Here is an 18,733-nt window from a genome sequence, read left to right as displayed (position 1 = left end):
TTCACGACTATGATCGCGCGGTTTAGTGGTTAGGCAAAGCCCATGCGCGTCAGCACTGTTGGTTCCTCCGATTCCAACGAACGGATGTTCACGGTGATCGTCCATGGACTTCAAGCAGGTCGCCAACTCAAAGCAGAGCGCCGCTACACCGTTCCCTATTCACGACTTCAACACACGATTCGCCTGATCATCTCCACGGGAGGCAAGATCAGCGAAGTGGTCGCCGCCACTGATGTGTCCCAAACGGCAGCTCCCGCTAAGGCCGCTCCCGCCAAGGCCGCTCCAGCGAAGGCAGCTCCTGCTAAGGCGACCCCTGCCAAGACCAAGGCATCCGCTCCTGTGACCAAAAAGCCCGACCACAAGTCCGTTCCCGTCAACCTTTACAAGCCGAGGTCACCTTTCATCGGCACGGTGACTGAGAATTACAGCCTTCTCAGCGAAGGCGCCATCGGCCGGGTGAATCACATCACCTTCGACCTCAATGGTGGTGATCCTCATCTCAACTACGTCGAGGGGCAATCCATCGGCATCATTCCCGATGGCGAAGATGCCAAAGGCAAGGCCCACAAGCTCCGCCTCTATTCGATTGCGAGCACACGCCATGGCGACAACATGGCCGGCCATACCGTTTCCCTCTGCGTGCGCCAGCTCCAGTACGAGAAAGACGGTGAAACCATCAACGGTGTCTGCTCCACATTCCTCTGCGATATCAAGCCTGGCGACAAGGTGAAAATCACCGGTCCAGTGGGCAAAGAGATGCTCCTTCCTGAAGAGGAAGACGCCAACGTGATTATGTTTGCCACGGGCACCGGTATCGCCCCGATGCGCACCTACCTGCGGCGCATGTTCGAACCAGCTGAGAGAGAAAAGAACGGTTGGAACTTCCGGGGCAAGGCATGGCTGTTCATGGGTGCACCCAAGACCCCGAACCTGCTCTACGACGCCGACTTTGAGCATTATCAGAGCCAATTCCCCGACAACTTCCGCTACACCAAGGCGATCAGTCGTGAACAGAAGAACACCAAAGGTGGACGGATGTATATCCAAGACCGCGTTCTGGAGCACGCCGACGAGATCTTCACGATGATCGAAGATCCCAAGACACACGTTTATATGTGTGGCCTGCGAGGCATGGAGCCAGGGATCGATGAGGCCATGACTGCTGCGGCGTCCGCCAAAGATATCGACTGGAGCAAATTGCGTCCTCAGCTCAAGAAAGCTGATCGCTGGCACGTGGAAACCTATTGATTGAGCAGGATTGACCGGCCACTTCGAACCCGCCTCAGAGGCGGGTTTTTTTTGTCCGTTTTTGTGCAGACAACGACAAAACGTGGCTGGGATGATCCAGGGCGCTGTGCATTCGATGAATCCTGGTTAAACCTGCGTCAGAGCCTGGTGATCCATGAGCACCACGATGACGACAAACCCCTTGAGGGTCGGACTGCGTCAGGAGCGGGTGATCGCACCCCAATGCCTTGTGATCTTTGGAGCAAGCGGAGATCTCACGCACCGCAAGCTCGTGCCGGCACTGTTTGAACTCTTCATGCAGCGCAGGCTCCCCAGCGAGTTCGCCGTGCTCGGCTGTGCACGCCGCCCCTGGAGTGACGAGGAATTCCGCTCCAAGATGGCCGAGGCCATGGCGGACAAGATCATAGACAACCCGAAGGCCTGGGAGCAGTTCTCGGCAGGGATGTTCTATGAACCTGTCGACCTTCAAAAGCCAGAGGACCTGGTGAAACTGGGCGGACGGCTGGAGACGATTGACAGGCTCCGGGCGACCCGAAACAACCGCACCTTCTATCTTTCCGTCTCTCCCAAGTTCTACGGAAGCGGCTGCCGCGCCCTCGCCGATGCCGGCCTACTCCGCGATCCTGAGCGCAGCAGGGTGGTGATCGAAAAACCTTTTGGTCGGGACTACAGCAGTGCCCAAGCACTCAACAAAGTTGTCCAATCCTGTGGTCAAGAGAACCAGATCTTCCGGATTGACCACTACCTCGGCAAGGAAACTGTGCAGAACATCATGGTTCTGCGCTTCGCTAACACGATCTTTGAACCGATCTGGAACCGCAACTACATATCAAGTGTTCAGATCACCGCAGCAGAAACGGTCGGCGTTGAGGAACGGGCTGGGTATTACGAGAGCTCCGGGGCCCTGAGAGACATGGTGCAAAACCATCTCACGCAAATGCTGGCGATCACCGCGATGGAGACCCCTGGACGATTCGACCCTGAGGCGATCCGCAGCGAAAAGGCCAAGGTGCTGCAAGCGGCCCGCCTGGCGGATGAACTTGAACCCTGGAACTGCTGCATCCGCGGCCAGTACGGCCCAGGGGGTAGTGAGTCGGCACCACTGCAGGGCTACCGCCAAGAACCGGGAGTGGATCCAAACAGCACCACCGAGACCTACGTCGCGATGAAGCTGTTCATCGACAACTGGCGATGGCAGGGGGTTCCCTTCTATGTCCGCACCGGCAAGCGGCTAGCGAAGCGTCTAAGCGAGGTTGTCCTCACCTTTCGCGAAGCACCGGTGCATCTCTTTGATGCCGCTGGCGGCAGCCCCACAGCCAACCAACTCATCCTGCGCATCCAACCAGATGAAGGCGCTGAATTTCGCTTCGAGGTGAAATCGCCGGGGTCTGGGATGCGCAGTCGACCGGTGGAGATGGAATTCTCCTACGACGAATCGTTTGGGGAGCCCTCCGATGAGGGCTATGTGCGCCTCCTCGCCGACGCCATGCTCAGCGATCCCACTCTGTTCACCCGCAGTGACGAAGTAGAAGCCGCCTGGCGCCTCTACACCCCTCTCCTGGAACTGATCGAAGACAGCCCCTGGCGACTGCCGATCCACCCCTATGAATCGCGCACATGGGGGCCGGCTGCTGCCGATTCAATGCTGGCCCGCGATGGCCTGCTGTGGCGACGTCCCTAAGGCGCTCCTCGCACTCTCAGCACCCCAGTCTCTGTTTCCGCCGCCCCCTTCTTTTCGGCTCCCATGTCTCCCCAGCTCACCCTCCAAACCCCCCTGGAGCTTCCCCCCTCAGAGATTCCCGCCTACCTCGAGCAGCTCTGGGCAAAGGATCAGCCCACTAGCCAGGGGGCCCATACCTTCTGCCTACTGGTATGGCAACCGGCCTGGGTTGAGCAGCAATTGGTCCGCACCGGACGGATCAACGGTCCGATCACAGGTGTGCAGCGCGACGAGGTGATCACAGCGGCACGCCAGGTGGTGAGAGACAGCGATCTGCCCCTGACCACACCCCCACTCACCGCCAGCGTGGGGCAAGCCCTTGGCAATCTGAACGGGGACGAACAGGCCGAAGATTTGCGCGGCCAACATGTGGATGCCTCCGTCAGCACCCTGCGTCCGCGTCGGCTGATCACCCTGGCGCCAAGTCTGGATGAGAGCCACCCCCTTGAAACGCTTGTCGCCGCCTACTGTCCCCTTCCCGAAGAGGGCGGCGGCACGGCAGCTTGCGGCGATGTTGTGGTGCTCCGCGGTGGCCACGCCGCTCTCACCCAAGGGCTCACGATCCTTCAGCCCCTCCTGCCTGAAGACCTGCCCTCCTGGGTGTGGTGGAACGGCAGCCTCGATGAAGCCCCAGAGCTGCTGGAGCGTCTCGCCATCGCACCCCGGAGATTGATTTTTGATTCAGCCCTGGGCCAACCTCACCACTGCCTCAATCTGCTGCGGGAGCGCATCGAGGCTGGGCAATCAGTGAATGACCTCAATTGGCTGCGCCTGCGCGGGTGGAGGGAAACCTTGGCGATGGTGTTTGACCCTCCGCAGCGGCGCAATGCCCTCGGCCATGTGGTGCAGCTCGACATCGATGTGGAAGGAGAGCATCCCGTACAAGGGCTGCTACTGGCTGCATGGATCGCCGATCGACTCGGCTGGGAGCTCGGCAGTAGCGAGCCTGAAAGCAATGGAGTCATTACCGCCGCCTTTAGCCGGAGCGATGGCGCATCAGTGAAGATGCGGGTTGCACCGGTATCCATGGGACAACCCAGCATCCACCCCGGTCAGATCGTGGGCATGCGTCTGATCTGCCAGCCGGATCATCAACCCGCCGCCTGTGTGATCCTCTGTGCTGAATCCGGAGGATGCATGCGCCTTGAAGCTGGCGGCATGGCCAGCATGGAATTGATTGAGGAGGTGGTACCGGTTCAGCACAGCCCTGTGGAAGCGGATGTCGCCAGGCTTCTCGAGGGTGGTCATGACACCACCACCCCATTGCTGGCAGCGGCCGCACCGCTAGCTGCCAAGCTGCTTCACTGATCCGCCTTCGGCGGGATGCCGCTCAATGCCCCCTGCCATCCATGGCCTGTCTGATCGCTGCTCCAGCCAGTGGCAGCGGCAAAACACTGCTCAGCCTGAGCCTGATCGCCTACGCCCGAAGTCGCGGCAAAAGTCTGCAGCCGTTCAAGGTTGGCCCCGACTATCTCGACCCGCAGTTGCTGACGGCGGCAGCTGAACGTTCCTGCCGAAACCTGGATCTGCCCCTCTGCGGAGAAGCCTGGGTCCGTGACAGCTTCCATGGTCATGGCGGGCGCGCAGAGCTTTGCCTCGTGGAAGGGGTGATGGGCCTCTACGACGGCATCGGCCCCACCAGTGAGGGCAGCAGTGCTGCCGTGGCCAGGCTTCTGGAACTCCCCGTGGTGCTGGTCGTGGATGCGGGCGGCCAGGCCCAATCCCTAGCGGCACTGGTGCGAGGCTTTCAGCTTCATGACCCCAAGCTGAACCTGGCCGGCGTGGTGCTCAATCGCGTGAGCACCCCCCGGCACAGGCAGCTGATGCAAGACGTGCTCGATGGCATCGGCGTCCCGCTGCTGGGATGCCTGCCACGCACTGTGGAGCTCAGCCTGCCCAGCCGGCACCTTGGCCTCGCTCCCGCCCATGAGATCGAAAGCTTCCGGCAACGGCTAGGCGCCTGGGCAAAGCTGGCAGAGGATCACCTCGACCTCAACGCGCTGCTGCCGCTGCTTCAAGCCCCTGTGCTCGGGCCCGACCCGGTGCACCAGCAGATGGAACGCCAGCCCCAGAGCGCAGCCCTGGAACCGATCCCAGTGGCTGTGGCCATGGACCAAGCCTTTCATTTCCGCTACCCGGAGATGCAGGACTGGTTAGATGCCCTAGCAATGCCTGTTCTGCCTTGGCAACCACTCGCAGACGAACCACCACCTGCTGAAGCTCAGGGCTTGATCCTGCCGGGAGGATTCCCCGAACTGCATGCCAGAGATCTGAGCCAGTGCAAACTCAGTCTCGAGGGCTTGCGACAATGGGTTGGGCAGAAGCCGATCTACGCCGAATGCGGTGGCATGCTTTTGATGGGACAGAGCCTGACTGATGAGGAGGGTGAGGCCCACGCGATGGCAGGAGTGCTGCCCTTTCATGCCCAGAAGGGGCAACTTCAGGTGGGATACCGCAAGCTCCAGGCCGATCAAGATGGACTGCTTCTTCGCCGCGGTGATGTCCTGACCGGGCATGAATTCCATCGCTGGAAGCTGACTGCAGACAGTCCGGATGCCATCGACAGCAAACTGTCTGCAGGATCTGTTGGCAATCTGGAGTCCCTTTGGCAGGTTGAAGGGTGGCAAGTGCCTCGACGGAGAGAGGGATGGAATCACCCAAGACTTCACGCCAGCTGGGTACACCTCCACTGGGGCGGATGCTGGACGATCTCATGCCGATGGCGCGCCGCAGTCGAAACCGCAACGGCGAGGAGCAAAGTCGCTTCATCTCCCGGCAGAAGCCCCGATCGCAGGAGCTCAGAGAACGCTGGCGACTAATGGTGGAAGGGGACGTCCAGGGCGTCGGCTTCCGAAGTGCTTGTTGTCGCCGGGCCACAGAGCTGAGTCTTTGCGGTTGGGTGCGCAATCTCAATGACGGCAGAGTGGAAGTGCAGGCTGAGGGATCCAGCTACAAACTGAATGAACTGCGCCTCTGGTGTGAGCGCGGCACTTGCACCGCTCAGGTGCGGATGGTGCGCCTAAGCCAGCTGCCCGTCACCGGCGATGACTGGTTCGAGATCAAATACTGAGACGCAGCATGCAGGAACGCCAGCTCTGGTTGCTGCGTCATGGGGCAACCGAGTGGGCCCTCAACGGCCGACACACCGGCAAGACCGATCTACCGCTGTTGCCTGAAGGAGAAGCTGAGGCCAGGAAACTGGCCAGGGTCTTGCCGAACGTGACCTTCGCGGCGGTGTTCACCTCACCGCTTCAACGGGCACAGCGCACCTGCGAAATCGCTGGCTTGAGCTCCCGAGCGCAAGTGTTGCAAGGGCTGGTTGAGTGGAACTACGGCGACTATGAGGGCCTGACAACGACGCAAATCCAGCGGTCAGTCCCCGATTGGTCAATCTGGAGCCATGGCTGCCCAGGCGGAGAGGATGCAGCAGGTGTGCAAACACGATGCGAGCAGGTGATTGACCAGGCGATGGCCGAGAAAGGGGACGGTGATGTAGCCCTTTTCGCCCATGGCCATCTGCTCAGGGCCCTAACAGGCTGCTGGTTAGGACTCGGTGCGAGCGGGGGTGGGCTCTTCCGCCTCGCCACCGGTTCAATCTGCGTGCTGGGGTATGAGCACCATCACCGAGCCGTGAGCCGTTGGAATGCCCCCGCTGATGGCTGTTTCTGAGCAGACCAACGATTTCAAAGACGCTGATGCGTCAGCATCAGCGTCATCAGAGCATTTCCCAGGCGATGAGCGACACCACCCTCTGGGCTGAGCTACTCGCCTACGGCACGGGAATCAGCCTCTCACCCATTCATGTGTCAGTGCTGCTGCTGCTGCTGTTGGGACCGAACCCGCTAAAGCGAGGCGGATGGTTTGTCGCCGGCTGGGTGGTCACAACACTGGCCACAGTGAGCCTTCTGCTCACAGTTGGACACACCCTGGTGCTTGACATGACGCAAGGATCCCAGCACCGCATAGGACTGGACCTTCTGGCCGGCGGTGCCCTGATCGCCATCGGCGTGAAGGAGCTGCTGCGCAGCCTTGCCGATGGTGATAATCCACCCACCTGGACACGCAGCATCGACCGCTTTGTGGCGATGCCCCTGCCCCTCTTGATCGGGCTGGGAGCACTCACCGAGGTTGCCAGCCCCGATGATCTGTTCCTGTTTGCCAAATCAGCCGCTGTGGTGCTTGCGGCGCAACTACCCACCTGGCAAGAGGTTATTGGGCTGATTGCATTCACCGCCGGGGCCAGCCTGATGCTGATGCTGCCGCTGATGGCTGTGGTGGTGAGTCGCCAGAAGGTGCTGCCCCTTCTCGAGAAGGGCAAACAGCTGCTGTTTGCCCGAGGTGAATTCGTCGTAAGTGGCGTCAGCCTGGCCCTGGGTGGCTATCTGGTCTGGCAAGGTCTCAGCGGCCTCATGCTGCACTGAGCGCCTGCTGCCAGCGATCCACCACAGGAGCTGAACTGCTCCGCCCCACCATCCAGACCCCATGGCGAGCGCGGCTCACCGCCACATAGACAAGTTGACGGCGTAGGGCCAGATCCTTGGGCCAGAACACATCATCAGCGACGAAGACGTTGCCGAAGCTGCTGCCCTGACTGCGGTGAACGGTCAGCACGGCGGCGGGTCCGAGCGACGCAAAGGCATCTCGAATCAAGAAGAAGCGACGCCAAAGAAGACGACCATCACGTTTGCCGGCATCCCTGGCCTGGGAGCGAAGCCGCTGCAGCACCCGATCCAACTGATGGCGGCCCTCACTGCCCACCGGCGGCAGCAACCTCAAGCTGAGCTCGAGCTCACCGCAACGCACACGGGCATTGAGAGTGTTGATGACAGGAGTCCCTAGGCCATCGAGTGAGAGCTGCCCGCCTGCATTGAGATCGGCATCGCTGAGGCCAAATTCGCTCAGATCACAAGGGTCGGGAGTGACATCTTCAACCACCAGCTCGCGGTTGGATCCCAAAACCAGATCAGGTTCCTCCCCGGTTTCAGCACCATCCCGGGAGGCCGGCGCCATCACGGCGGTGCGAGTGATCAGGACCTCGCCAGGAAGCACCGGCATCTGGTCTGCCATTGCGCCATGGATCGCCCTGCGGGCATGGGGAACCAATTGCTCCAGGCTGCGGTTCGTCCAGCAGAGGATGCGTGCCGCATCGGGGTTGTCGCAGACTGAGGCTTGCTTCAGGGCCGCCTGAGCCCGCGCCAACCAATCAGCCCGATCCAGGCTGGACACACTGCCAACATCAGAGCTGACGTCGGCGAAGAACGGCGGCCGTTCGCAGGCCAAGCGACCATCGCGGAGACAGCTCGCCAGCTGCAGCACCGGTCCCTGATGACGCACCACTTCAGTCAGGCAGGCCTTCTCGGCCCGATCGATCCCAAACACCGGGCTCTCCGCTTCTCCTACAGGAGGCAACTGAGCCGGATCTCCGACAAACACCAGCCGGGTGCGAAAGGGATGGGCGCACTGGAGAGCGATCGACAAGAGCGAGCTGTCGATCATCGAAGCCTCATCGATGAGCACAAGGCCAAGGTGCTCCAGGGCAAAAGCGGTCTGCTCGGTGGATTCGCACAGCTCCCGATCTCCCTGGCGTTTGAGCTTCAGTCGCAGTAGCCGGTGAATCGTGGAGGGATACCAGGTGGGTTGCAAGCCCTCCAAGGCCAGGGCCTGACGAAGAACCCCCACCGCCTTATGCGTCGGGGCCACGACCGTCCAACACAGCCCTGTGGCTTCCACCATGCGCAGCAATCGCATGGAAAGGAAGGTCTTGCCGCTACCGGCGAAACCACTGAGCACGAAGGGAACACCGTGATCAGACTGCTTGAGCCATCGCTCGAATGCAGCCGCGGCCTCACACTGATCGGCCGTCAGATCACCAGCAAAGTCCTGAGGAGCACTCACCCGAGCGCCTGGCCGATCCGTTGGGCCAACTCCAGAGGCGAACCTGCCCAGGCCAGACCTGGCAGAGCGATGAGCGGTCCGAACAGGCTGCCCACCAGCACCTCGAGGCGGGAATGGCCAAGAGTCTCCTTGAGGGGTTTCTCGGGGAGAGTGTCCCAGCTGCTGTCTGGCAAGGCATTGACGCGTGCCGCTGTGAACCCGGCCGCACGACGGATACCGCTGGCGTCGTACATCACCACGAACGCGACCGTGACAGCCAAGGCAAACACAGGGTCATTGAACCCGTTCTGCCATCCCACCCCGGCTGCGGTTCCTGTGACTAAAGCTGAGTGACTGGAGGGCATGCCACCGGTTTCGATCAAGACGGCAGGTCGCCAGCGGCGATGCACGACAAGTTCGATCAGAAGCTTGGAGAGCTGGGCCAGACCACAGGCGACAAGGCCCCAGACCAAAACGCCGTTATCGAGCAACTGCGCCGAACTGGAAAGGGTGACCAAGAGCGGGATTGCCATGGTTAACGGTCGCGCCCGATCACATAATCGGCAAGCGCCAGCAGGGGAGCTTCCTGTCCCGCTCCCGCACCGGAGTGCGTAAAGGCTGCTAACGAACCCTTGGCCTCCTGGATCAGGGTCTTGGCACCCTGTCGAGACTCCTCGAGACCCAGCAGCTTGGGATAGGTGGTCTTGTCCGCAATCAAGTCCTTGCCGGCGGTTTTCCCGAGCACATCGCTGCTGGCCGTTACGTCAAGGATGTCGTCAACGATCTGGAAAGCCAAGCCGATGCCCCGGGCATAGGTCCGCAGGCAATCCAACTGTGCATCATCTGCACCACCAATCAGTGCACCGGTAATCACACAGGCCTTGAGCAAGGCGCCGGTCTTATGCAGATGGATGTATTCCAGAGTTTCAAGGTCAACCTGTTTGCCCTCGCATTCCAGATCGACCACTTGCCCGCCCACCAAGCCTGGGGCACCAGCCACCAAGGAGAGCTCACCCACCACCTTGAGGAGACGGTCGGAAGGCACCCCTGGACTGCGCAGGGAGACCATCTCGAAAGCGCGGGTGAGCAAGGCATCACCGGCAAGAATCGCCACAGCATCGCCATAGACCTTGTGATTGGTCGGCCGGCCTCGCCGGAGGTCATCGTTGTCCATCGCCGGAAGATCGTCATGGATCAACGACATGGTGTGGATCATCTCCAGTGCCACCGCAGTTGGCATCGCCAACTGCGGATCACCGCCTGCCAGCTCGCAAGCCGCCAAGCAGAGAATCGGCCTCAGGCGCTTTCCTCCGGCTAACAGCGAGTAGCGCATGGCTTCCCGAAGGGACTCAGGCTTTTCCGGGCCGAGAGAGTCGTCAAGGGCAGCCTCCACCATCTGCTTCTGAGCCGCGAGGTAGGCCTTGAAATCAAAAGCCTTCTGATCAGACCCTGACCGGGCGCTCTCGGGACTGGTCGCCGCGGCGGTCATGGGGAGAACAAAGCTGGCCGGATTCTCTCAGGCCAAGCGCCAACTCACCAGGTCTGGACACAGATCGGATCAGACCACCAGATCTTCCAGGCCGTGGTCAAGGCCATGACGACGGCACCAAGCCACCACCGTGTTCACCAGCAGCATGGTCACGGTCATCGGGCCGACACCTCCAGGTACAGGCGAGAGGGCCAATGCGATCTCCTCCAGTTCCTCAGCACGCACATCGCCACAGAGCTTGGCCTTGGTGCCTTCAGGGGCATCAGCCGCCCTTGGCAGGCGATGGATGCCCACATCCACCACCACCGCGCCTGGACGCACATGCTCAGCCCCGATCATGCGTGGTTTGCCGGCCGCCACAACCAGCACATCGGCCTGCCTAGTCATCGCCTCCAGATCCTTGGTGCGGGAGTGGGCCACGCTCACGGTGGCATTGGCGGCCTGCAGCATTAGAGCCATGGGCTGACCTACCAGGATGCTGCGACCCACCACCACGGCCCGTTTGCCTTCTAACGAGAACTGATGTCGAGCCAAAAGGGCCATCACCCCGGCAGGTGTGCAGCTGCGCGGCCCCGTCTGTCCTTTGAGCAGACGGCCGAGATTCAGCGTATGGAGACCGTCGGCATCCTTGTCAGGATCAATCTGCTCTAACAGCGGTCCATCTTCTAGCCCTCCCGGCAATGGAAGCTGCAACAAGATGCCGTCGACCCGATCATCGGCGTTGAGGGCTGCAATCGCCGCAGCCACCTCAGCCTGAGAACTGCTTGCTGGCAGGTGGGATCCATAGCTGGCAACACCGATCCGGGCACAGGCCTTTTCTTTGTTGGCCACGTACACCCCACTGGCGGGGTCGTCGCCCACCCGCAGGACAGCGAGGCCTGGCGGACGGCCCGCCTGTGAGATCCCAGACTCGATCTCCTGGCGCAGTCGCGTTTCCAGCTCAGAGGCGAGCTGCTTGCCATCCAGCCTCAGGGCCATTGCCGACGCCGTAGTTCCCTCCAGCATGCCCGCTCGGTGGAGCTAGCGTTTGTGTTCAATGCCGTCCGCTGTGATTCGATTCCAACGCCTCCGCCGGCTTTGGCACAGCTGGCTGCGCAACGAATCCCCCAGGCGGCCCATCCTGCGCTGGCGGCGGATTCAGCAGGCAGGTCTGCTGATCATGTGCCTGCTGGTGGCACTTGTTTCAAGCTGGCCATCGCTAGGGGAACCGAATCTGCGTCCAGGCGTTCCAGCTCCCTTTGACGCCGTCGCGCCCAAAGATGCCCTTGTGGTGGACCGTGAGGCGCTGGAACAGCGACTCAGCAGTTTGGGGCCGAGCACCTACGTGCAGGTCATCGACCGACAGGAAAGTCAACGCCTGCGCGAACGGCTAGAGCGGCAGCTGGAGGAACTGCAGCGGGTGGCCCTCAGCGATGCCGCCGAGCGGGTAGGTCCCGTGAACCTCAGCCCCGAGGAACAGCTCTGGCTCACCACTCAGACCCCACAAACCACCCAGCTCTGGCGAGAGGCCGTGCGGGATGCCGCCTCTCGCATGCTCAGCCAGGGGTTGGTGAACAGCCTGGCGGTGGATCAGCTCCGCCAGGCTGCAGCTCTTCAGCTGGAAGATCTTGGTACACAGGGTGATCCCGCCCGCAGCATCGGCAGCAAACTGCTGGCCGCCAGTTTTCAAGGGTCCAGCAACCTGCGCACCGATCCTGTGCTGAGCCAGCGCAAGCTCGAGGCACTAATTACCAAACAGGGAAAACCCGAAATCAAGGTCACGAAGGGCAGCCTGATCACCCGCAAGGGAGAACCGATCAGCCCCCAGGCCTATGACGTTCTTGATTATTTCGGCAAGGTGCAACGCACGCCGCGTTGGGGCCAATGGGCCATGCGCTTCACCGAGGCTCTAGCCGGATGCGCCGTGCTGCTGTTGCTGATGCGGCGAGAACGGCCCCAGCTGGAAGCCTCCCATAGCTTTCTGAGCCTGGGCCTCCTCCTACTCGTGCAGTACAGCAAGCTCCATTTTGGTGCTGCCGTGAGCCCTCTAGCAGTGCTGGTGCCGCCGACGCTGCTGCTCGCCCAGGGGCTGGGCACCAGTTGCGGGCTGGCCTGGCTGGCCATCGCCAGCCTGCTTTGGCCCATGCCGGTGAATGGACTGGGAGAGGGGCGACTGATGATTGCAGCGGCCATTGCCGTGGTGGCAGCACTACAGGCAGGACGTCTACGCAGCCGTGCCCAGCTGCTTCAGCTCACCGTCTTGCTGCCCCTGGCAGCACTCTTCGTGGAGATGCTGCTGCTGCGCAGCCAGATCAATACCGGAGCCAGCGCCTGGACCAGACTGGCCCCTGATGCGGGAGAGCTGGCCTCTGAAGCCCTGCTCATGGGCATCCTGCTGATGGTTGCGATCCTGCTGATCCCGATTCTCGAGGGATCCTTTGGATTGCTCACCCGAGCAAGACTGATGGAACTGGCGGACCAAGAACGGCCTCTGCTTCGCCGCTTGTCATCGGAAGCGCCAGGCACCTTTGAACACACCCTGATGATCTGCGGGCTTGCCGAGGAAGGCGCCCGGGCCATCGGCGCCGATATCGACTTAATCCGTACCGGTTCGCTCTATCACGACGTTGGCAAATTGCATGCGCCTGAGTGGTTTATCGAGAACCAGGTCGGAGACATTGAGAATCCCCACGACCGACTCAATGATCCCCTCGCCAGTGCCGGAGTTCTTCAGGCCCACGTCGATGAGGGTCTGAAACTGGCGCGTCGTCACCGCCTGCCAAGACCGGTGGCCGACTTCATCCCGGAGCATCAAGGCACGCTGAAGATGGGCTACTTCTTGCATAAGGCACGCGAACAGGATGCCTCGATCCCGGAAGCCCGCTTCCGTTACAAGGGTCCGCGTCCTCGCTCACGCGAAACGGCAATTTTGATGCTTGCCGATGGCTGCGAAGCCGCACTTCGATCCCTCCCACCCGACACCAGTGATGCGCAAGCAAAACTCACGGTGCGAAGGATTGTGGAAGCCAGACAGCGCGATGGCCAACTGCGGCTGAGCAGCCTCAGTCGTTCCGAGGTGGAACTTGTCATACGCGCTTTCGTCCGCGTGTGGCGGCGGATGCGCCATCGCCGCATCCCCTATCCGATTCCCGCCTACAAGAAAGGATTCCCGGCCTAATCCAGCGAAGAAGCAAAGGGCACGGCACTGCGGCAGCGCAAGCGTTTGCCCGTGAAAGGGTGGAGAAAGCTGAGGGCGGTGGCGTGAAGATGCATGCGCCCTGTCATCGACCGGCCTTGATCTGCGGCATAAATCGGATCCCCCTGGATCGGACAGCCAAGGGCCGCAAGATGGGCGCGGAGCTGATGAGATCGCCCCGTGATGGGCTGTAACCACAAGCGTCGAAGCGACCCTGCCGATGCAGCAACTCGCCATCGAGTCCGACTGGCCCGTCCTTGAGGATGCTCGCCATAGCGAGGGGGGTGACGCTGCAAACGGGCGAGGGGAAGATCGATCAGGCCGGCAAAAGCTGGAGGGTCCGTGCAGATATCCGCGACATAGAGCTTGCGCACCCGGCGATGCGCGAACAAACCACTGAAGGCCGCCAAAGCCTCGGGATTGCGAGCCAACAACAACAAGCCGGATGTGTCGCGATCAAGGCGATGCACCAGGGCCAAACCTGGTTCGCATCGCTGGACGCGTCTGATCAAAGAATCCAGCTGCGCCGGGCCCAGACCGGGCTGGCAAAGAAGGCCAGCAGGTTTGTCCACCACCACAACCCATCGATCTCGATACAAGACCGGCAGATCGGCATCGCCTGCATTCAGAGCGGACCACCGCGGCGAAGAGCAGGTTGGCACCAATAGAGAAGCGCCAACAAGTTCACCAGAGCCAGAAGCATGGACACAAGGCCGAGGTTGAGCGACTGCTCCAGAGGAAGCAGGGCGAAGCGCACGATGCCGTAAGGCAAGGAAGCAGCCAAAGCCATCGACAAGGCCACGATCGCCACAATCCCCCCCCAACGCCGTTCTGCCAGCAGGCCGCCACAGGCCACGATGCCAACAACCGCAGCAGGCCAAGCAAGGCCAAAGGCGAGGCTGATATGGGTTACCCGCAGCGTGGGGGCCTGAAAAGCGATCCAACCGATCAGCGGCAAGGCGATCACATTGCCCACCAACCCCAGCCAGGTCATCAGCCAATAGCCCCGCACGCTGGAATTCATCGCCGGCCGATTGCGTTAACAGTCACACCGTACGGGCGCACCCTCAGCTCCCTTGTCCAGGGTCCTGCTGGTCATCGTGCTTTCGTTCCAACACGGTTTCAAGAGTGGCCAGCAACAACGACAAGGCCTCTTCCTCGCTCAGGGGCGAGTCCTCCACCATTTGCAACCAATGGTGGCAATGCTGCTCGATCTCTTCAAACACGCCGCCTGCCAACTGCAGGACCTTCATCACCTTGGCGGCATCCTGCTCATCAAAATCGACGCCATCGACCACGACATAACGGCGTCCATCCACCCCCATGTACGTGAGTCGGCCCTCGTCATCGAACACTGGGCCGGTGAGTGGCGTGATCGGCTGCTGCTCATCCATGGCACTCACCTCCCGAACAATCACGATTCCGAGCTCGTTCCAGTCAGTCGCATCGCGCAGAACCTCTGAAACAAGGCTTCCACCTGATCGGGGGGCAGCGTCTGCACCAGCCGAGCTTCGACCTCGTCACGGTGCTGACTGCTGTGATAGAGACTCAGCTCCTTAAACAGACGCGGGGAACGGGAGCGCACCCGGGCAATCGCATCGTCCATCTGACCCTCCACCAGCAGCGGGCCACCGCGGCAATGCTGCATCACATGAGCCGCCTCATGGGCCAAGACCTCCCAGATCTCCGCGGGATCGTTGGGCAGGTTATTGGCACAGATCAGCAGGGCATTGCGTTGGGAATGGAAAGCACCGAGCAAGGTGTTCGGACAATCTCTCGCCACCAGCGTGGACGTACCCGCTTTACGGAGCGTCGCAGCAAAACGACCAATCCTGTCCCAGGTTTCAGCCCGGGCCGACAGACCGGAACCTGCACCGATCGCCAAGCCAAACAGAAGAGCACAGCCCAGAGCACGCATCCGCAAAACAAGCCAATCGCATCCCTGGTCTCATTGGACTCAGGGCTTCCCAAGTGTTGTTGTTTTGCACAGAAGTTCTCCGGTTTTCAGCCCTCAGGCGCCGTCGCCCGTCGACGCCTGGACACTGGCGACCTTGTCGCGAAAGCTCTGCTGCCGATCCGTGCGGGTATTGACCTTCAAGGTGGTGTAAACGCGAGGAGCACCCAAAGCGTGCACGGCGTCATGACAGTCCCTCACACAAGCAAAAACCGCGTCCCACTCACCTTCAATCGCAGTTCCATTCGGACCTAGCTCGTGGTCGAGCCCCGCTTGCTCAATCACCCGCTGGCAGGCGGCGACATAAGGCGCCAAGGAGACCCCGACACCGAGAGGCACAACACAGAGGTCCACACTGACCCACATCACAGCCGAAGATCACCTCACCCCGGTCTAGCGAGAGCGCAGGCAACTGAGCGGATAGCCAACGGTGCGCCACTCCCCACAACTGGTCTGAACTTCGACGCCAATCCCGCTCTGCCCCATCGCAAAGGCGCGACCCTGACCAGTGCACCATCGCTGAGCAGCAGCCTCAGCCGCCTCCATGGAGTCGTATGGGGCATCAAGAACCGGATGCGGACTGCCATCAAGAGCAACGAGTCGGTACTGCGGCCGGCAACGCTCTCCCACTGGTCCAGACTGCAAACTGTCACCAGTCTCGCCTCGGTGCCGGTGTTGGCGCCACTGCGAGGCCGGAAAGTTCAAACATCACGCTCCGATGCCGAACGCAAGGCTCCAGCAGGCTTACGAATCCCTGATGCAGCGAGCGCCTTCACCCCTGTTTAAGAAGGCAAGGGCGCTGTACTTGCGCAAATACCCACTGGACGGACGCGACTGCAACGGCAGCCTTCGCCTGTTCGTGAGCCAAGAATCGATCGAGGAACGAATCGTGCCGGCCCCAGATGAAGGCGAGCGACTGGCTGTGCTGTCGATCCACCCCGTCAAACTCGCGCTTGTGCACTGGGGACAGCCCGACCCAGCCCCTGAGCAGGAAGCGGCCACCTACTTCGAGCAGCAATGGGACCTTGTCCTGCCGGCACTTCAACCCCAAGACCAGGCTTGGTTTCGCGACGGCGGTCATCAGAGCCTGTTCACTGCGCCGAAAGGACTGCATTGGCTCCGTAGCTCCCCGATGCCAAAGGAGCAATCAAGCGAAGGGGGATAGGCCAGCGTCAACAGAGCTGTCACAAATCGTTGATGAAAACCGCAAGAAAACAAAGGATCGGGGCCTTCAAAGGGGCCGCCATCGCTATCGAAATATTGAGTCTCAACGAGATCGTTGATGAAGATGACGGACTTCTCGATCGAGCGCTTCGTGCTCCGCTGCCCCCGCGCTGGGACCTACCTGAGGGTGAACGCCCACGATGAACACATTGAGAACGTCAGTTCCCCAGACAATGCCTGGGCGTTTCACACCCATGAAGGAGCTGTCACCCACGCGCTCTGGATCGGCCAGATTCTTGGGGTGACCCCAGACGTGGTGATGCTGCGCTGACAGCTCAATGCTGGGAGCTCAGCGCAAGCCCAACAGTTCATCCCAGGCCAGGAAATGATCCTGATCGATCAGATCCTGGCTGTCGTCACAACGCAGCAGCAGAAGGTCTGCATGGTCACAGACAGCTCGAGAGCCTTCAGAGCCGATGCGCTCAATGGACCGATTGCTGGAATCCACGTCAAAGCGAAGGAATCATCCTCCCCAAGATTCCGCAAAAGGGCCTGAGCATGCGGTGTCCTGCAACACCAGCCCTCGCTAACCCTGAATGAAATGGCGTAGACGCCGGGACTCCTGGGCAGCCTCCTGCTGAAGCTGAGCGGAGGACCGATCTGAATTCTCCCGTTGCTGGGCAGCGAAAACATCGGCTTCGGTAACGGTGAGTCCGTGCTCGGCCGCCAGCGCAATCAAGGCCTCGAGATCGAGGGGGCCTGCCATCCGCTCGGCAAGCGAAGGGTCCTCACTGCGCAACGCCAGCAACTGATCCAGATCGTTCAAAGCCATCAACACATTCCAACCGCAAGCCCATCCTGACGTCAGGACTGCTAGCACTGTCGCAAGAGGCGCAATCGGCGCAGATGCAAGGGAGACAAATGGTCTGGATGCTGATCCCGATTGCGGGGATGAGCATGCTCGCGGTGCTGTTCATGGCGCTCTGGCAGGCCCTCGGACAGCACACCACCACCATCAACCGGATCCAACAACGGATCGCCGATCTGGAGCAACGTCTGGAGGAGAACCCCGCAGTGAGCAGCCAGCTGCTTGAGCAACAGCTCCAGCAGCTCCAAGCCAATCAGCGGAACTTGGACGATCGCATCGGCCGGATGGCTCAACAGCAGGCTGAACGGATCGAACGGAACCAATCGCTGCGCCAGCAAGCCAGACCTGCAGAGGACTTTGATCCCTTCCAGTCCTTCAGACTTGAACCAAGCCGCTGATCAACCTTTGACCGCGTCGCTGCTCGCGCTAGGCAGAATGAAACGCTGGAGCAAGACAAACAAGATCAGCACCGGCAAGATCGAGACCACAGAACCAGCGGCGACGATGCGCCAATCCAGGGAGAAACTGCTGGCCAGCTGTTGGAGACCAAGTGGAAGGGTGTACAACCCAGGGTCATCAAGGATCACCAGCGGCCACAGAAAATCGCTCCAGGTGCCGATGAACACGAACATGCCCAGGGTGATCAGATCGGCACGGGCGGCTGGGATCATCACGTTCCACCATTCGCCAAGCTTGCTGCAGCCATCGATTCGGGCCGCCTCCTCAAGCTCGACTGGCACCGCCAGAAAGCTCTGACGCAACAAGTAGAGACCGAAGGCAGTGGCAGCCTGGGGGATCACCAGTGCCATCAGGGTGTTCCTCAAGCCCAGTTGCACCATCAACAGGTAGAGCGGAATCATCACCACCTGGAAGGGGATCAGGATCGTGGCCACAACGAGGGCCAGCACGAATCCCCGACCAGCGAAACGCATCCGCGCCAGTGGATAAGCCGCGAGGGAACAGAACAGCAAGTTGGCGACGACGGCCAGCACACTCACGATCGTGCTGTTGAGCAGATAGAGGCCGAGGGGGTTATCCCTGAACAGGCGGCCATAGGCCGCGAGGCTGGGTTGGGCCGGCAACAGTGCTGGTGGTGAACTGAAGATGTCTTCGGCTGGTCCCTTCAGGGAGGTGCTCACCAACCAGAGCAAGGGAACGAGCACCACCAGGGCCAACAGGATCAGCAGCAGTAGCTGCAACAGGGCTCCGGCGCGAGTCTTTGCTGAGGTGGCCATGACGCC

Annotated in this window: 24 protein-coding genes; 11 read left to right on the top strand and 13 right to left on the bottom strand. The window is 61.0% G+C overall.

Translation table 11 applies throughout. The features are described 5' to 3' along the window. Window positions 1–42 precede the first annotated feature (42 nt). The 7 genes from DXY16_RS04340 (at window position 43) to DXY16_RS04310 (ending at window position 7,389) form a co-directional block, all read left to right on the top strand. The gene (locus tag DXY16_RS04340) at window positions 43–1,248 is read left to right on the top strand and encodes an FAD-binding oxidoreductase (protein WP_115119863.1); all 1,206 of its coding nucleotides are present in this window, start codon (window positions 43–45) and stop codon (window positions 1,246–1,248) included. 154 nt (window positions 1,249–1,402) lie between these two features. Next, on the top strand, window positions 1,403–2,929 hold the full coding sequence (gene zwf / locus DXY16_RS04335) for a glucose-6-phosphate dehydrogenase (protein WP_115119861.1): 1,527 nt from the start codon (window positions 1,403–1,405) through the stop codon (window positions 2,927–2,929). A gap of 63 nt (window positions 2,930–2,992) precedes the next feature. Then, window positions 2,993–4,276: a glucose-6-phosphate dehydrogenase assembly protein OpcA gene (locus DXY16_RS04330; RefSeq protein ID WP_115119859.1), complete on the top strand. Its 1,284-nt coding sequence runs from the start codon at window positions 2,993–2,995 to the stop codon at window positions 4,274–4,276. A 41-nt stretch (window positions 4,277–4,317) separates the two neighbouring features. Then, the gene (locus tag DXY16_RS04325) at window positions 4,318–5,787 is read left to right on the top strand and encodes a cobyrinate a,c-diamide synthase (RefSeq protein WP_115119857.1); all 1,470 of its coding nucleotides are present in this window, start codon (window positions 4,318–4,320) and stop codon (window positions 5,785–5,787) included. Beyond that, a complete protein-coding gene (locus DXY16_RS04320) occupies window positions 5,787–6,038 on the top strand; it encodes an acylphosphatase (protein WP_371410863.1) in 252 nt (83 codons plus the stop codon). Before DXY16_RS04325 ends, DXY16_RS04320 begins: the two co-directional genes overlap by 1 nt. Window positions 6,039–6,046: 8 nt before the next feature. Continuing rightward, complete coding sequence (locus tag DXY16_RS04315; protein WP_115119853.1) at window positions 6,047–6,637, top strand: histidine phosphatase family protein; 591 nt, start codon at window positions 6,047–6,049, stop codon at window positions 6,635–6,637. A gap of 65 nt (window positions 6,638–6,702) precedes the next feature. Beyond that, entirely contained in the window at window positions 6,703–7,389 is a 687-nt protein-coding gene (locus DXY16_RS04310) for a GAP family protein (RefSeq protein ID WP_115119893.1), read from the top strand. On the opposite strand, the gene DXY16_RS04305 is transcribed toward DXY16_RS04310, so the two are convergent. From DXY16_RS04305 to folD, 4 genes are all read right to left on the bottom strand, one after another. After that, the gene (locus tag DXY16_RS04305) at window positions 7,376–8,863 is read right to left on the bottom strand and encodes an ATP-dependent RecD-like DNA helicase (protein WP_115119851.1); all 1,488 of its coding nucleotides are present in this window, start codon (window positions 8,861–8,863) and stop codon (window positions 7,376–7,378) included. The genes DXY16_RS04310 and DXY16_RS04305 overlap by 14 nt on opposite strands. Next, window positions 8,860–9,375, bottom strand: coding sequence for a divergent PAP2 family protein (locus tag DXY16_RS04300; protein ID WP_115119849.1), 516 nt, complete (start codon window positions 9,373–9,375; stop codon window positions 8,860–8,862). The genes DXY16_RS04305 and DXY16_RS04300 overlap by 4 nt, the downstream gene beginning before the upstream one ends. A 2-nt stretch (window positions 9,376–9,377) precedes the next feature. After that, entirely contained in the window at window positions 9,378–10,331 is a 954-nt protein-coding gene (crtE, locus tag DXY16_RS04295) for a geranylgeranyl diphosphate synthase CrtE (RefSeq protein ID WP_115119847.1), read from the bottom strand. Between the two features lie 69 nt (window positions 10,332–10,400). Further along, a complete protein-coding gene (folD, locus tag DXY16_RS04290) occupies window positions 10,401–11,309 on the bottom strand; it encodes a bifunctional methylenetetrahydrofolate dehydrogenase/methenyltetrahydrofolate cyclohydrolase FolD (protein WP_115119845.1) in 909 nt (302 codons plus the stop codon). A 58-nt stretch (window positions 11,310–11,367) separates the two neighbouring features. On the opposite strand from folD, the gene DXY16_RS04285 reads away from it, so the two are divergent. Continuing rightward, window positions 11,368–13,488: an HDIG domain-containing metalloprotein gene (locus DXY16_RS04285; RefSeq protein WP_115119843.1), complete on the top strand. Its 2,121-nt coding sequence runs from the start codon at window positions 11,368–11,370 to the stop codon at window positions 13,486–13,488. Here the strand turns inward: DXY16_RS04285 and DXY16_RS04280 are convergent. From DXY16_RS04280 to DXY16_RS04255, 6 genes are all read right to left on the bottom strand, one after another. Then, entirely contained in the window at window positions 13,485–14,168 is a 684-nt protein-coding gene (locus tag DXY16_RS04280; protein ID WP_244281541.1) for an RluA family pseudouridine synthase, read from the bottom strand. The genes DXY16_RS04285 and DXY16_RS04280 overlap by 4 nt on opposite strands. Further along, a complete protein-coding gene (locus tag DXY16_RS04275; protein WP_115119841.1) occupies window positions 14,132–14,530 on the bottom strand; it encodes a hypothetical protein in 399 nt (132 codons plus the stop codon). Before DXY16_RS04275 ends, DXY16_RS04280 begins: the two co-directional genes overlap by 37 nt. Window positions 14,531–14,573: 43 nt before the next feature. Beyond that, window positions 14,574–14,900 (bottom strand): hypothetical protein, encoded by a 327-nt coding sequence (locus DXY16_RS04270; RefSeq protein ID WP_115119891.1) that lies wholly within the window; start codon window positions 14,898–14,900, stop codon window positions 14,574–14,576. Window positions 14,901–14,920: 20 nt separating this feature from the next. Next, window positions 14,921–15,424: a hypothetical protein gene (locus tag DXY16_RS04265; RefSeq protein WP_115119839.1), complete on the bottom strand. Its 504-nt coding sequence runs from the start codon at window positions 15,422–15,424 to the stop codon at window positions 14,921–14,923. Window positions 15,425–15,517: 93 nt separating this feature from the next. Beyond that, window positions 15,518–15,826, bottom strand: a complete 309-nt coding sequence (locus tag DXY16_RS04260) for an MTH1187 family thiamine-binding protein (protein WP_115119837.1) — start codon at window positions 15,824–15,826, stop codon at window positions 15,518–15,520. Window positions 15,827–15,853: 27 nt separating this feature from the next. Then, entirely contained in the window at window positions 15,854–16,090 is a 237-nt protein-coding gene (locus tag DXY16_RS04255) for a hypothetical protein (RefSeq protein WP_115019882.1), read from the bottom strand. Between the two features lie 88 nt (window positions 16,091–16,178). On the opposite strand from DXY16_RS04255, the gene DXY16_RS04250 reads away from it, so the two are divergent. Together DXY16_RS04250 and DXY16_RS04245 are read left to right on the top strand one after the other, a co-directional pair. Further along, the gene (locus tag DXY16_RS04250) at window positions 16,179–16,625 is read left to right on the top strand and encodes a hypothetical protein (RefSeq protein ID WP_115119835.1); all 447 of its coding nucleotides are present in this window, start codon (window positions 16,179–16,181) and stop codon (window positions 16,623–16,625) included. 117 nt (window positions 16,626–16,742) lie between these two features. After that, on the top strand, window positions 16,743–16,955 hold the full coding sequence (locus DXY16_RS04245; protein WP_115119833.1) for a hypothetical protein: 213 nt from the start codon (window positions 16,743–16,745) through the stop codon (window positions 16,953–16,955). 18 nt (window positions 16,956–16,973) lie between these two features. Here DXY16_RS04245 and DXY16_RS14630 read toward each other — a convergent pair whose 3' ends face one another. Both DXY16_RS14630 and DXY16_RS04240 read right to left on the bottom strand, forming a co-directional pair. Continuing rightward, on the bottom strand, window positions 16,974–17,132 hold the full coding sequence (locus tag DXY16_RS14630; RefSeq protein ID WP_170953840.1) for a hypothetical protein: 159 nt from the start codon (window positions 17,130–17,132) through the stop codon (window positions 16,974–16,976). 78 nt (window positions 17,133–17,210) lie between these two features. Next, entirely contained in the window at window positions 17,211–17,456 is a 246-nt protein-coding gene (locus DXY16_RS04240; protein ID WP_115119831.1) for a Nif11-like leader peptide family natural product precursor, read from the bottom strand. Between the two features lie 89 nt (window positions 17,457–17,545). Between DXY16_RS04240 and DXY16_RS04235 the strand changes: the two genes are divergently transcribed. Next, a complete protein-coding gene (locus DXY16_RS04235; protein WP_115119829.1) occupies window positions 17,546–17,890 on the top strand; it encodes a hypothetical protein in 345 nt (114 codons plus the stop codon). Here the strand turns inward: DXY16_RS04235 and DXY16_RS04230 are convergent, their stop codons facing one another. After that, window positions 17,891–18,727, bottom strand: a complete 837-nt coding sequence (locus DXY16_RS04230) for a carbohydrate ABC transporter permease (protein ID WP_115019876.1) — start codon at window positions 18,725–18,727, stop codon at window positions 17,891–17,893. Window positions 18,728–18,733: the final 6 nt, after the last annotated feature.

This window comes from Synechococcus sp. UW105 (assembly GCF_900473935.1).
Taxonomy (GTDB): domain Bacteria; phylum Cyanobacteriota; class Cyanobacteriia; order PCC-6307; family Cyanobiaceae; genus Synechococcus_C.
The sequence above is the reverse complement of the archived record's forward strand: the minus strand, read 5'-3'. Positions and strand labels throughout refer to the sequence as shown.

What these genes read in the sequence shown, in the direction of transcription:
- DXY16_RS04340 (WP_115119863.1), top strand. Translation starts at nt 43, where the DNA reads ATGCGCGTCAGCACTGTTGGTTCCTCCGATTCCAACGAACGGATGTTC.
- zwf (WP_115119861.1), top strand. Translation starts at nt 1,403, where the DNA reads ATGAGCACCACGATGACGACAAACCCCTTGAGGGTCGGACTGCGTCAG.
- DXY16_RS04330 (WP_115119859.1), top strand. Translation starts at nt 2,993, where the DNA reads ATGTCTCCCCAGCTCACCCTCCAAACCCCCCTGGAGCTTCCCCCCTCA.
- DXY16_RS04325 (WP_115119857.1), top strand. Translation starts at nt 4,318, where the DNA reads ATGGCCTGTCTGATCGCTGCTCCAGCCAGTGGCAGCGGCAAAACACTG.
- DXY16_RS04320 (WP_371410863.1), top strand. Translation starts at nt 5,787, where the DNA reads ATGGTGGAAGGGGACGTCCAGGGCGTCGGCTTCCGAAGTGCTTGTTGT.
- DXY16_RS04315 (WP_115119853.1), top strand. Translation starts at nt 6,047, where the DNA reads ATGCAGGAACGCCAGCTCTGGTTGCTGCGTCATGGGGCAACCGAGTGG.
- DXY16_RS04310 (WP_115119893.1), top strand. Translation starts at nt 6,703, where the DNA reads ATGAGCGACACCACCCTCTGGGCTGAGCTACTCGCCTACGGCACGGGA.
- DXY16_RS04300 (WP_115119849.1), bottom strand. Translation starts at nt 9,375, where the DNA reads ATGGCAATCCCGCTCTTGGTCACCCTTTCCAGTTCGGCGCAGTTGCTC.
- crtE (WP_115119847.1), bottom strand. Translation starts at nt 10,331, where the DNA reads ATGACCGCCGCGGCGACCAGTCCCGAGAGCGCCCGGTCAGGGTCTGAT.
- folD (WP_115119845.1), bottom strand. Translation starts at nt 11,309, where the DNA reads ATGGCCCTGAGGCTGGATGGCAAGCAGCTCGCCTCTGAGCTGGAAACG.
- DXY16_RS04285 (WP_115119843.1), top strand. Translation starts at nt 11,368, where the DNA reads ATGCCGTCCGCTGTGATTCGATTCCAACGCCTCCGCCGGCTTTGGCAC.
- DXY16_RS04275 (WP_115119841.1), bottom strand. Translation starts at nt 14,530, where the DNA reads ATGAATTCCAGCGTGCGGGGCTATTGGCTGATGACCTGGCTGGGGTTG.
- DXY16_RS04270 (WP_115119891.1), bottom strand. Translation starts at nt 14,900, where the DNA reads ATGGATGAGCAGCAGCCGATCACGCCACTCACCGGCCCAGTGTTCGAT.
- DXY16_RS04265 (WP_115119839.1), bottom strand. Translation starts at nt 15,424, where the DNA reads ATGCGTGCTCTGGGCTGTGCTCTTCTGTTTGGCTTGGCGATCGGTGCA.
- DXY16_RS04260 (WP_115119837.1), bottom strand. Translation starts at nt 15,826, where the DNA reads ATGTGGGTCAGTGTGGACCTCTGTGTTGTGCCTCTCGGTGTCGGGGTC.
- DXY16_RS04250 (WP_115119835.1), top strand. Translation starts at nt 16,179, where the DNA reads ATGCCGAACGCAAGGCTCCAGCAGGCTTACGAATCCCTGATGCAGCGA.
- DXY16_RS04245 (WP_115119833.1), top strand. Translation starts at nt 16,743, where the DNA reads ATGAAGATGACGGACTTCTCGATCGAGCGCTTCGTGCTCCGCTGCCCC.
- DXY16_RS04240 (WP_115119831.1), bottom strand. Translation starts at nt 17,456, where the DNA reads ATGGCTTTGAACGATCTGGATCAGTTGCTGGCGTTGCGCAGTGAGGAC.
- DXY16_RS04235 (WP_115119829.1), top strand. Translation starts at nt 17,546, where the DNA reads ATGGTCTGGATGCTGATCCCGATTGCGGGGATGAGCATGCTCGCGGTG.
- DXY16_RS04230 (WP_115019876.1), bottom strand. Translation starts at nt 18,727, where the DNA reads ATGGCCACCTCAGCAAAGACTCGCGCCGGAGCCCTGTTGCAGCTACTG.